Genomic DNA, 12,631 nt, shown 5'->3' on the forward strand with positions numbered 1-12,631 from the left:
TAGTTCGTTTGAGTGAAGATCTGAAGCAGTTACAACAAAAACTTCAAATCAAATTTGACAACAGGCAGCTTCTAAAACAAGCGTTTACCCATGCTTCTTATGTAAACGAACATCGATTCAGTCAACATCAGGATAATGAGCGTCTGGAGTTTCTGGGCGATGCTGTGCTGGAGCTGACTGTATCGGAGTACTTGTATCATCTGTATCCTAACCGTCCGGAAGGAGAACTGACAAAGATGCGGGCATCCATTGTCTGTGAACCTTCCCTCGTCAAATTTGCTGAAGCGCTCAATTTTGGACAATATGTACTTCTTGGAAAAGGTGAGGAATTAACTGGAGGACGTACACGTCCGGCTCTTCTGGCGGATGTGTTCGAGTCATTTATTGGTGCATTATATCTTGATCAGGGTCTTGAGCCTGTTCGAACATTTCTGGAGCAGCATGTTTTTCCGTTAATCGTTGTTGGCAGCAAGCTGCAAATGAGTGACTACAAAACAGAGTTGCAAGAACTCACACAGCATCACAATATGGGAGCTCTGGAATACCGGATCGTAGAAGAACGGGGACCAGCCCATGAACGTGAGTTTGTCTCAGAGGTCCATATGGGTCAAGAACGGCTTGGCCGAGGTACAGGACGTTCCAAAAAAGAGGCGGAACAACAGGCGGCATCTGCGGCGCTTGAACGATTGAAGCTTCCGGAAGCCTGAATGGTACCAGACAGCGCTTAGACAAACGAAGAGCAAAGAGCAGCCCGCGGGCCCGCCCCGGCGGAAGTATCGGCCGGACTGCTTTTTGCTCTTTTTTTTGTAAAGAGACTCGGGATCATCTTCGGATCTTTAACTAGGTGCTGAAAGCAGTATTTGAAATTTGCAAGAGGAGGTGACGAGAAGCCCTATGTTTCTTAAACGAATTGAATTGGGTGGATTCAAGTCATTCGCCGACAAAACGGAAATGGAATTTGTTCGTGGTATCACAGCGGTTGTAGGTCCGAACGGAAGCGGTAAAAGTAATATATCCGATGGGATTCGCTGGGTATTGGGGGAGCAAAGTGCCAAATCACTGCGTGGCGGTAAAATGGAAGATGTTATTTTTGCAGGCAGTGATGCACGGAAAGCAGTCAACTATGGAGAGGTTTCACTTACGCTCGACAATGAGGATCATGCATTAGCTCTGGATTTCGGGGAAGTGACCGTGACCCGTCGTGTTCATCGCAGCGGGGACAGTGAGTATTTTATTAATAAACAATCTTGTCGTCTGAAGGATATTACCGAGCTGTTCATGGATACGGGTATTGGTAAAGAGGCTTACTCGATTATTGGTCAAGGGCGAATTGAGGAGATTTTGAGTACTCGTTCCGAGGATCGCCGTGGGATTTTTGAAGAGGCTTCAGGTATTGTTAAATATAAATCCCGCAAACGGGATGCCACACGCAAGCTGGATGAAACGGAGCAGAATTTACTGCGTATTCACGATCTTGTGATCGAATTGGAAGATCAGATTGGTCCGCTTAAGGAACAATCCGAGAAAGCAATGCATTATAAGCAGCTTCGTTCCGAACTGAAATCGAAGGAAATCTCGATGTATGTGTATCAGATTGAACAGATTCATGCTTCCTGGAGCAAAGCAAGTGAACGGCTGGAATCGCTCAAACAGGAAGAGGTAGGTCTCGCTGCGATTGTTTCAACACATGATGCAAAGCTTGAAAATGACCGTAATGCACTGCGTTTGCTGGAAGCGGAGACAGAGGAACTTCAATCTGCCCTGCTGCAGTTCAGCGAAGCAACCGAGAAAAGCGAAGGTCTCGGTGAGTTGCTTCGGGAACGTACACGTCATCTGCAGGCGAACCAGGAGCAATTGAGGGAAGCACTGGCGGTGAGTGAGGAAAAACATCGCGAGCGTGAAGCGGAACTGCTTGCCTTGCGTGAAAAGTTCGGCAAGCTTGAAGTGGAGCTTGCGGATGTGAAGAATCGTTTGGCTGAAGAAGAAGCCAAGCTGGTCGGTGTTACCGGCGGAATAAGTCAGCAGCAGGAGGAAAGTCTGAAAGGAAACCTGCTGGAACTGATGAATCAGATGGCACAGGCTCGAAACGAAATTCGGTACGTAGACCAGCAAAAAGAAACCATAGAGCGCAGGATGAACCGTGCATCAGAGGAATCCGGCAAATGGGAAGAGCAGAAACAAACGCTGGAAAGCCGTAAAGCTGAAATTCAGAAAAAGGTTGTGCAACTAGGTAAGGAAATTAGTGAACTGCGCGGGGGGTATATTTCTGAAAGTGAGCGACTGCAGTCTCTGCAAAAGCTTCTGGAAGAAAGCCGGAGCACTGTGCGTAAATGGGAGCAAAAACGTGAGGCGCAGGTGTCCCGCCGGGATACGATGAAAGAAATGCAGGATGATTTTGACGGCTTTATGCTGGGTGTAAAAGAAGTGCTCAAGGCGTCGCGGAAAGGTACCTTGAACGGGGTACATGGTGCCGTGGCAGAACTCGTCAAAGTTCCTGAGAAGATTGAGCTTGCGGTAGAGACGGCAATGGGTGCTGCGCTGCAGCATATCGTTATGGAGAATGAGGCGGTATCACGGCAGGCGATTGCATTCCTTAAGCAACGTCAATTGGGACGCGCGACCTTCCTGCCACTGGACGTTATTCGCCCCCGGGCAATCGGTTCAGGTGAGCGATCAATGGTGGAGGGCATGGACGGTTTTGTAGGTATCGGTGCAGAGCTTGTGCAGTATGATTCAAGATATGCTTCTATTATCGGCAGCTTGCTTGGCAATGTCATCATTGCAGAAACGCTGGAGTTTGCGAATAAAATTGCGGCACGTTGTCAGTATCGTTTCCGTGTTGTGACCCTGGAAGGGGATGTCGTTAATGCTGGCGGTTCCATGACAGGCGGAAGTCAACACAAAAAAAATGGAAGTTTGCTCAGTCGCAAGCGGCAGCTGGATCAGCTGGATCAGGATATAGTAGATACCGAGCAGCAGATTGTGAAGCTGCATCGCAGTGTGGATGATGTGAAGGATCAGTTGGAGCAGTGTCAGGACAAGCTGGATCAGCTCCGTCAGTCTGGTGACGATACCCGGAATGCGGAACAGCAGGCCTCTATGGAAATGAAGCAAATTGAACATGAACTGCGCCATGTACTGGAGCAAGTTGCTGTGGCGGGTCAGGAAAAGAGTGGCTTCACGGAAGAGATCAAGGAACTGGAACAATCCCGGGTTGAAGCAGAGAAAAAGCTCGTGCAGCTTGAGGAAGATGAGAAAGCGACACACCGTGCGATTCACGCGGCAGAGTTTGCCCGGAAGGCGAATGAGTCTGCAAAAGAAGAATTGCAGAGTCAGCTGACCGAACTGAAAGTGCGGGAAGGTAAGCTCGATCAGGAGCGCTTTTCTAATGAGGAGCAACTGCGGAGATTGGAACGTGAGGTCGATTCTCTTGTAAAAGATCTTCGTCAGAATCGTACGTTGCTCGCTTCGATGGAAGCTGATTTTAAGAAAACGCAGACCGAGAGTGTAAAACAGATCGAAGATTTGAACGAATACAAGTTAAAAAAGGCAAAGGCATCTCAGGAGCTGGACTTCAAACGTGCTGCCCGGAGTGAATTGTCGAAGAAACTGGAACTGGCCGAAAGTGAGACGAAGGAGCAGCGCACGCAGCTCAAAGCGGTAGAAGAGCAGATGCGTCAGACTGAAATATCCGTAAACCGGCTGGATGTTGAACTGGAAAACATTTTGCGTAAGCTGACAGATGAATATGAATTAGGTTATGAACTTGCCAAAGAGCGCTATCCTGTACCGGAGGATGTAGAAAGCACCCAGGCGGAGGTTCAGAAGCTGAAACGTGCCATCTCGGCTCTTGGCGAGGTGAACCTCGGTGCGATTGAAGAGTTCCAACGGGTGAATGAGCGGTATGAGTTCCTGAACGAACAGAAGAATGATTTGGTGGAAGCCAAAACGACATTGTATCAGGTCATCAAGGAAATGGAAGATGAAATGGCGAAACGGTTCAAATTTACGTTTGATGCCATTCGCCGTGAATTCGGTACCGTATTTACGAAGCTGTTTGGCGGTGGACGTGCCGATCTTGTTCTGATGGATCCTGAGCGACTTCTTGATACAGGGATTGATATCGTAGCACAGCCGCCAGGCAAGAAATTGCAAAATCTGCAGCTGTTGTCGGGTGGAGAACGGGCCCTGACGGCTATGGCTCTGCTGTTTGCTATTCTGCATGTGAAACCTGTGCCATTCTGCGTACTGGACGAAGTCGAGGCTGCACTGGATGAGGCCAACGTTGTTCGTTTTGCCCAGTACTTGCGCGAGTTTTCTGAACAAACACAATTTATTGTGGTTACCCACCGAAAGGGTACGATGGAAGAAGCAGATGTCCTGTACGGGGTTACGATGGAAGAGGGCGGAGTATCCAAGCTCGTTTCGGTTAAACTGGAAGATGAGGAAGCTGAAATCGCCTGATTGGATTTGCACACAGCTGTAGAACATGACTCATTTTATTTTTTATAACAATCATTACGATTCGATTATGTACACGATGGAGGGGCTTTATGAGTTTCTTTAAAAAGCTGAGAGACAGCATTGCAAGTAAAACGGAGTCGGTAACCAAACAGTTCAAGGATGGACTCGAAAAGACCCGTAAAGGGCTTGTGGAGAAAGTAACCGATCTGGTCATCCGCCGCAAAAAAATAGATGAGGAGTTCTACGAGGAACTCGAAGAGATTTTGATTGGTGCAGACGTAGGCGTGAATACCGTCATGAATCTGATTGAAGACCTGCGAGCGGAAGTGAAAAAACGTAAAATCGAGGATGCGGCTGAGTTGCAGCCTGTATTGTCTGAGAAGCTGACGGATCTGCTACGCGGTGAGCAAAACAATGAACTGAAAATGAATCCAGACGGTATTACGGTCATCTTGTTTGTCGGCGTGAATGGAGTTGGTAAAACAACAACAATTGGCAAACTGGCGCATCGTTTCAAACAGCAGGGGAAAAAAGTGATCATGGCTGCAGGGGATACGTTCCGTGCCGGAGCGATTGAGCAGCTTGAAGTATGGGGGCAGCGCGCAGGTGTGGATGTGATCAAGCAGCAATCTGGTTCTGATCCTGCGGCTGTTATGTATGATGCGGTACAAGCTGCAAAACAACGCGGAGCCGACGTGCTGCTGTGTGATACTGCAGGCCGTTTGCAAAATAAAAGCAATTTGATGGACGAGTTAAACAAAATCTATCGTGTCATTCAACGTGAGATTCCAAGTGCGCCGCATGAAGTGTTGATGGTGCTGGATGCAACGACAGGACAGAATGCTCTGAACCAGGCTAAACTTTTCGGAGAGAAAAGCGGGGTGACAGGTCTTGTTTTGACTAAACTGGACGGAACAGCCAAAGGTGGAATCGTCGTTGCTATTCGACAGGAGCTGGACTTGCCCGTGAAGCTGGTTGGTCTTGGAGAGAAGATTGATGATCTGCAGGAGTTTGACTCCGAGCAGTTCGTACATGCGCTATTCGCCGGATTAATTCAGGAGCAGCCGGCAGAGGAAGCTGAAGACGAGAATACACAGGCCTGATCGGGGACCTGAACGATAACCATGTACGTTGTATTGCCGCTGCATCATGTGAGAGCTCACGTGTAATGCATCGGCAATACGTGTATAATGGAATGTAACCGAAATCGTAATCGTAATGGGTTAGAAAGGAAGGTTGATATGGCCAATACCTATACCTATTCCCGCCGTGAAGAGGTCGCCAATGCCGTGACACATGGAATCGGTGCTGCGCTTAGTGTAGCAGCGTTAGTGCTGTTAATTGTATTTTCCAGTATGAAAGGCACGGCTTGGCATGTTGTGAGTTTTACGATTTATGGCATTACGATGTTAATGCTGTATACCAATTCAACGCTTGTGCATGCGCTCAAAGAGGGAAAAGCTAAAGATTTGTTTGAGTTTTTTGACCACTCTTCTATATACCTGTTTATTGCAGGCACTTACACGCCATTTTTGTTCGTCGCTGTTCGAGGAACACTGGGCTGGACGTTGTTCGGTATCATCTGGGGTATTGCTCTGGCGGGAGTAATCTTCAAAGCGTTTTTCACGAAGAAGTTCCTGTTTATGTCTACGATCTTCTACATCGCCATGGGCTGGCTGATCGTTACTGCCTGGCAGCCTCTTGTGACGGCCATACCGACAGGTGGAATTGTGCTGCTGGTTGCTGGAGGTCTGATGTATACGCTAGGTACGTTGTTCTATGTATGGAGAGCTTTTCCATTTCACCATGCGATCTGGCATCTGTTCGTGCTGGCAGGAAGTATTCTTCATTTCTTTGCCGTAATTATTTATCTGACCCCGCTTCGTTAGAATCAATAAACGAATCGCCTCTTGAACTGGAGACGCTTCGTTTTTTATTTTGGATCACGTATATAGAAGCTTACAATATCAGACGAAGCTCAGCTGTAAAAATAAGCTTACAGAGTGTCTTCAGATGGCGTTTTTGTACCCTCGTGGCAGGGCTTTGTCTCTCTTTTTCTTGTGACAAGTATTTTTGCTTGACATCCTGATTTGTTTTAGGTATTATTAGGAACGTTGCAAGAGTGTAAAGTGTTTTTCCTTGACGAAGGGAGTGCCCCGATATGAGTCAAGAAAACCGGCTTGAGAAGACAAACCGGATTAACTTGCTTTTTGCTTTTTATGAATCACTGCTTACAGAGAAACAGCAAACGTTTCTGAAATATTACTTTCATGATGATTTTTCACTCGGTGAAATTGCAGCCGAGTTTGAGATCAGCCGCCAGGCGGTATACGAACATATTAAGCGTGCTGAGCAAGTGCTCGAAAATTACGAAAGCAAGCTGGGCTTGCTAGAGAAGTATGAGAGACGCAGCCGCTGCCTTGAAGATTTACAACATGCACTTGAACGCGCTGGCGTTACTATGGATAACAACAAACCAATACACGATCTCGTCGCACAGCTGACCGAATAGTTATTTTTAGAGTCACTTGGGACGAATCGGTCTGAAAAACGTATTTAAGCTTAAGGAGGTGGGATCATGGCATTTGAAGGATTAACGACCCGATTGCAGAATGTGTTCAGCAAGCTGCGCGGCAAAGGCAAGGTGTCTGATGAAGACGTAGCCGAAGCGATGCGTGAAGTGCGTCTGGCATTGCTTGAAGCGGATGTAAACTTCAAAGTGGTCAAGGAATTCATCGCCAAAGTGAAAGAGAAGGCTGTCGGCAAAGAAGTGATGGATAGCTTCACACCCGGAATGGTCATCATTGATATCGTTAACAAAGAGTTAACGGATCTGATGGGTGGAAGTCAAGCCAAGCTGGCCAAGGCAAACAAACCACCTACGGTGATCATGATGGTTGGTTTACAGGGTGCAGGTAAAACGACTACATCCGGTAAACTGGCGAAAATGTTACAAAAGCAAAACAGCAGACCCTTGCTGGTTGCGGGTGATATTTATCGTCCGGCTGCGATCAAACAGCTACAAGTGCTGGGAGAACAGATTAAGGCGCCTGTATTCACCCTTGGTGATCAGACAAGCCCGGTAGAGATTGCACGTCAAGGTCTGCAGCATGCAAAAGACAACGGAAACGATTATGTTATCGTTGATACAGCAGGACGATTGCATGTCGATGAAGAATTGATGGAAGAACTGCGTCAGATTCACAGCGTAGTGAATCCCGATGAAGTCTTGCTTGTTGTCGACAGCATGACGGGTCAGGATGCGGTTAACGTGGCAGAACACTTTAACCAGCAACTGGATTTGACAGGAGTTGTCCTGACGAAACTGGACGGCGATACACGTGGTGGTGCGGCACTATCGGTCAAAGCAGTCACAGGCTGCCCGATCAAGTTTGCCTCTCTCGGAGAGAAACTTGATGCACTTGAGCCGTTCCATCCGGAACGTATGGCTTCACGGATTCTCGGTATGGGTGACATGCTGTCACTGATTGAAAAGGCACAGTCTAACATCGATACCGAAAAAGCCAAGGAAATGGAACGTAAGATGCGTAATGCAGAGTTTACGTTCGAGGATTTCCTGGAGCAGATGGATCAGGTGAAGAAGCTTGGACCGATTGACCAGATCATGGATATGATTCCGGGTATGGGCAAGATGAAACAGGCCAAAGACCTGAAGGTGGATGACAAACAGATGGGCCGGATCGAAGCGATTGTCTATTCAATGACAACCGAAGAGAAACGTAACCCGGATATGATTAACCATAACCGCCGGAAGCGTATTGCGACTGGAAGTGGAACATCGCTCGCAGAGGTGAATCGTCTGATCAAGCAGTTTGACGAGATGCGCCGTATGATGAAGCAGTTCTCGGATATGATGGGCCCTAAGGGTGGCAAGAACAAAGCGATGAAACAGCTGAAAGGTCTCGGTAAAGGAATGAAGTTTCCTTTCCGTTGATTGAATCTAAGGCTGAATAAGATATAGATTTCATTGAAGGAGGTGAATTTTCAAATGGCAGTTCGTATTCGTCTGAAACGTATGGGTGCTCACAAAGCTCCTTTCTACCGCATCGTGGTATCGGATTCCCGTTCCCCACGTGATGGTCGTTTTATCGAGGAGATCGGTTACTACAACCCGGTTGAACAACCGGCTGTTGTTAAGATCGATGAAGATAAAGCATTGCAATGGCTTCAAAACGGTGCACAAGCATCTGACACTGTCCGCAACTTGCTGAGCAAAGCGGGCGTGATGAAGAAATTCCACGAGTCTAAATTATCTAAATAAGGTGCTGATTCGGAGGGTCATCTATGGAAGAATTAGTAAGCATAATTGCTAAGGCTTTGGTCGATCATCCGGATGATGTGGCGGTTCGGACGGTTGAGAAAGACCGGCTTGTCGTTTATGAGTTAACCGTGCATCCCGACGATGTCGGGAAGGTGATCGGAAAACAGGGACGAATCGCAAAATCTCTGCGTACGGTCGTCACATCAGCAGCAGTTAAGATGGATAAACGGGTTACCGTTGATATCATATCTTAAAGATATACGAAAGGGGGTTAGGATGCATGTCCTAGCCCCTTTTCGTGCATGCTGAACTTAATATGTTGGATTAGATATTAAATTAAAATATTTTTGGGTATGAGTGACTTCGGAGCAGTGGAGGGGACGGAATCGATTCTGGAGAAGCGTTAGCGTTCGCCTTTATCACCTCATTTTCACCTTTTCAAAATAGTTCAAAAAATGAGGGGGTAACAGCGATCGGAAGAACGAACCGTCGCCGGAACGGCTGTGCGAGAGTCGAAGTACCTGTTTAGTTTGATTGAATTTCGTAGGAGGATTGTATGGCAGAGTTTATGAATGTAGGTAAAATTGTGAATACTCACGGTATTCGTGGCGAGTTGAGAATCATGCCTTTGACTGATTTTCCGGAAGTTCGTTTCGCGAAAAATGCTGAACTGTATTTGTTTACCCCGGATAATCATCCCGTACTCGTTACGGTGGAATCTTCACGATTGCATAAAAATATGTATATCGTTCGTCTGAAAGAATATGGAAACATTAACGAAGTAGAAAAATTCAAGGGCAGCATTGCGAAAGTGTCCAAGGAAAACCTTGCTGAACTGGAGGATGGCGAGTATTATTTTCACCAGATCGTAGGATGTACTGTGCTTACGGAAGAGGGGGAAACCCTCGGAACAATCTCGGAGATTCTTACACCGGGCGCAAATGATGTATGGGTGGTCAAAACTCCAGCTGGAAAAGAAGTGCTGATCCCTGTCATAGATGATGTCGTTCTGGATGTTAATGTGGAACAAAAGCAGGTCAAGATTCACCTGATGGAAGGACTGCTGTAACATGAAGGTTGATGTATTGACGTTATTCCCGGAAATGTTCGATGGTGTGTTTGGAACGAGCATTCTCGGTAAAGCGCAGGCAAAGGGGCTTGTCTCGCTGGGGGCGACCAATTTCCGGAATTACGCAACCAATAAACATAACACTGTAGATGATGCTCCATACGGCGGGGGTGGGGGAATGGTGCTTAAACCTGACCCGATCTTTGCTGCGGTAGAAGATGTCCTGGAGCAGCGCGGAGAGGCTGCCGCCATGATGAAAGCTCCGCGGATTATTCTGATGTGTCCGCAGGGTGAGACATTTACACAGAAAAAAGCAGAAGAACTGGTTCAGGAAGATCACCTGATCTTTATATGCGGTCATTATGAGGGCTATGATGAACGTATTCGTGAATTCCTGGTCACGGACGAGCTATCCATTGGTGACTATGTTCTGACGGGCGGCGAACTTCCTGCCATGGTGGCCATTGATAGTATTGTGCGATTGATCCCAGGCGTTCTTGGCAATGAGACAAGTGCGGTGACGGATTCATTCAGTACAGGGCTGCTTGAATACCCTCATTACACCCGTCCACCTGAATTTAGAGGTATGAAGGTGCCGGATATGCTTTTGTCCGGGCATCATTTGAATATCGAGGCTTGGCGTAGAGAGCAGTCCCTGATTCGTACGTTGGAGCGTAGGCCGGAACTGCTTGAGACGGCTGATCTGACTGAGAAAGAACGGAAATGGCTGAAGCAGTATCAGTCTGAACAAGATAAGAAATAGTATAGAAAAAGCCGAAAGGACAGTAGAGACTGTACTAATCGGCTTTTTCTTTTGGTAACGTAAGATGGAATCATTTAGAGCGTTACTCAACTATATCCCCTTACCGTGCGTATTGGTACCCGTTCGTAGCAAGGTAGGTAGATCGGTGTCGTTCGTAACCGTCAGGCGCGGCAGAAGCATAGGTGAATCACCTGGACGAACAAATCCAGGAATAACGGTGAAGCCCATACGATATCCATGTTGTTGCAGCTTATAGATCATCTGTGCACTGAAATAACCATATGGATAAGCGATGTATGGAGTATCAATACCTATATGTTTGATCTGTTCAATATCCTGATCCAGTAGACTGGTATCGAGGGTAACGGGCAGATCGTCTCCACATACCATATACCCTTTGTGATGCAGGTTGAACGTGTGGCTATTATACTCAAACACGTCGCTTCCAGCCTGCATCTCTTGCTTTGAGATATCACTTTTTTTGTTGGGGTCAAACGCCACAGGGGTAGACTGAATTCGGCTTCCTATTACAAAAAGTGAAGCATGGAAATGATATTTTTTGAGTACGGGATAGGCCAACGTATAATTGTTTTGATATCCGTCATCAAAAGTGATGACAAATGATTTTTCAGGTAGCGAAATTTCCCCATTAACATACTGTTCAAGCTGGGCGAGCGTGACGGTTCGGTATCCGTTATCGTGTAAGTACTTCATATTTTGCTCGAAGACTTCCAAGTCAATGATGGATTTATTGTTAGGTTCATGATTGTCCTGCTTTGGTGTAACATAATGGTACATGAGTACAGGAACTTCTGCAGCTGTGCCTTGTTTAATAACAAAGTTAGAGCGATCCAGCTTGGAGTGCATGGAAAAGTCAGAGTGAGATAACGTAAAGAGTTTACGTTGTACGATATTCCAAGACGAGCAGGCTTTGTGAGATAATGCGTTGGTGGGATGGTTAACAGCATAAGCATATAATGTGACGGTGCATGTGAGTAAGGCAAGTGCGATTAGTATGATTTTTTTTGAGTACTTCATGTCTCTCCTGGTTCTCCTTTAATATTCATCTATTTCTGTATATTATGAGTTGCTCATGATCATGAGCTTTAAACTACATGATAGACGATCTTCTATTAAGGAAAGTTACAGTATTTTATCTTTTACAGAGGTTGATTTCTGGAACACTTCACCTGCAATCTTGAACTCTTGTTTAGGGTATGAAGAAGTGGTTGCGGGTTAGCTCCTTCAGTATACTCTGGTAAAGAAGCTTTTAAGGATGCATACTGCGCAAGTGCAATAGTTGTTTATTTATGCTTGTGTTTTGATATGCTGCGTGATACAATAAGTCTGTTATGTGGAATACGGCGGTCCTCTATGGATAATGAAGGAGACAAGGTGATCTCTGGAAGAAGTATGAACGCCTGTACGGAAGGAGGGAGTCATAGATGAATATCGTTCAAGCGATTACACAAGAACAACTTCGTAAAGATATTCCGAGTTTTCGTCCTGGTGACACTTTGAAAGTGCACGTTAAGGTAATCGAGGGAACTCGTGAGCGTATCCAATTGTTCGAAGGTGTTGTGATTAAACGCCGTGGTGGTGGAATCAGTGAGACTTTTACAGTTCGTAAAATTTCTTACGGTGTAGGTGTGGAAAGAGCTTTCCCGCTTCATTCCCCTAAAATCGATAGAATCGAAGTGGCTCGCCGTGGTAAAGTGCGTCGTGCGAAGCTTTATTATCTTCGTGAACTACGCGGTAAAGCAGCGAGAATTAAAGAAATTCGTTAATATAACGGATACCGGGAAGGGCTTGGAGACAAGCCCTTTTCGTTTTTGTCCGGGAAAAGTTGAACCGGAGGTACACTTCCGAGTAAAATGGTATGGCGGATATGCGGCGTAAAGTCCGGGAGGATTGTGACATCAGTTATTCAAGGCATTTGAATTGTGGTTCAATGTACTGTTGTAATGCTTGGCTGCAAGAATTACATAACTGAGTTGAGTATTTTGCTTTCCCTAAACTTGGGTTAGGGAAGATGCAAATGAGCTGGATGTAT

Annotated in this window: 12 protein-coding genes; 11 read left to right on the forward strand and 1 reads right to left on the reverse strand. The window is 46.4% G+C overall.

Translation table 11 applies throughout. The features are described 5' to 3' along the window. The first annotated feature begins 8 nt into the window (after positions 1 to 8). The 10 genes from rnc to trmD all read left to right on the forward strand — a co-directional run bounded on the left by rnc (position 9) and on the right by trmD (position 10,578). Positions 9 to 707: a ribonuclease III gene (gene rnc, locus ACUTVW_RS05600; RefSeq protein ID WP_445644844.1), complete on the forward strand. Its 699-nt coding sequence runs from the start codon at positions 9 to 11 to the stop codon at positions 705 to 707. Positions 708 to 894: 187 nt separating this feature from the next. Beyond that, positions 895 to 4,464, forward strand: a complete 3,570-nt coding sequence (gene smc, locus ACUTVW_RS05605; protein WP_445644845.1) for a chromosome segregation protein SMC — start codon at positions 895 to 897, stop codon at positions 4,462 to 4,464. 89 nt (positions 4,465 to 4,553) lie between these two features. Then, positions 4,554 to 5,567 (forward strand): signal recognition particle-docking protein FtsY, encoded by a 1,014-nt coding sequence (gene ftsY, locus ACUTVW_RS05610; protein ID WP_445644846.1) that lies wholly within the window; start codon positions 4,554 to 4,556, stop codon positions 5,565 to 5,567. Positions 5,568 to 5,705: 138 nt separating this feature from the next. Beyond that, a complete protein-coding gene (gene trhA, locus ACUTVW_RS05615) occupies positions 5,706 to 6,353 on the forward strand; it encodes a PAQR family membrane homeostasis protein TrhA (protein ID WP_445644847.1) in 648 nt (215 codons plus the stop codon). Between the two features lie 272 nt (positions 6,354 to 6,625). After that, positions 6,626 to 6,976, forward strand: coding sequence for a putative DNA-binding protein (locus tag ACUTVW_RS05620; protein ID WP_434751713.1), 351 nt, complete (start codon positions 6,626 to 6,628; stop codon positions 6,974 to 6,976). 66 nt (positions 6,977 to 7,042) lie between these two features. Then, entirely contained in the window at positions 7,043 to 8,419 is a 1,377-nt protein-coding gene (gene ffh, locus ACUTVW_RS05625) for a signal recognition particle protein (protein ID WP_434751712.1), read from the forward strand. A gap of 54 nt (positions 8,420 to 8,473) precedes the next feature. Continuing rightward, on the forward strand, positions 8,474 to 8,746 hold the full coding sequence (gene rpsP, locus ACUTVW_RS05630) for a 30S ribosomal protein S16 (RefSeq protein WP_434751711.1): 273 nt from the start codon (positions 8,474 to 8,476) through the stop codon (positions 8,744 to 8,746). 23 nt (positions 8,747 to 8,769) lie between these two features. Further along, entirely contained in the window at positions 8,770 to 9,000 is a 231-nt protein-coding gene (locus ACUTVW_RS05635) for a KH domain-containing protein (RefSeq protein ID WP_123064426.1), read from the forward strand. A 302-nt stretch (positions 9,001 to 9,302) separates the two neighbouring features. Beyond that, complete coding sequence (gene rimM / locus ACUTVW_RS05640) at positions 9,303 to 9,815, forward strand: ribosome maturation factor RimM (RefSeq protein ID WP_445644848.1); 513 nt, start codon at positions 9,303 to 9,305, stop codon at positions 9,813 to 9,815. Between the two features lies 1 nt (position 9,816). Further along, on the forward strand, positions 9,817 to 10,578 hold the full coding sequence (gene trmD / locus ACUTVW_RS05645) for a tRNA (guanosine(37)-N1)-methyltransferase TrmD (RefSeq protein WP_445644849.1): 762 nt from the start codon (positions 9,817 to 9,819) through the stop codon (positions 10,576 to 10,578). Positions 10,579 to 10,668: 90 nt separating this feature from the next. Here the strand turns inward: trmD and ACUTVW_RS05650 are convergent, their stop codons facing one another. Then, positions 10,669 to 11,616 carry a polysaccharide deacetylase family protein gene (locus tag ACUTVW_RS05650; RefSeq protein WP_445644850.1) on the reverse strand — a complete coding sequence of 316 codons (948 nt, stop codon included), beginning with the start codon at positions 11,614 to 11,616 and terminating at the stop codon, positions 10,669 to 10,671. A 407-nt stretch (positions 11,617 to 12,023) separates the two neighbouring features. Here ACUTVW_RS05650 and rplS point away from each other — a divergent pair, with 407 nt between their 5' ends. Beyond that, the gene (rplS, locus tag ACUTVW_RS05655) at positions 12,024 to 12,365 is read left to right on the forward strand and encodes a 50S ribosomal protein L19 (protein WP_024630190.1); all 342 of its coding nucleotides are present in this window, start codon (positions 12,024 to 12,026) and stop codon (positions 12,363 to 12,365) included. Positions 12,366 to 12,631 lie beyond the last annotated feature (266 nt).

Source organism: Paenibacillus sp. TSA_86.1 (genome assembly GCF_052691815.1).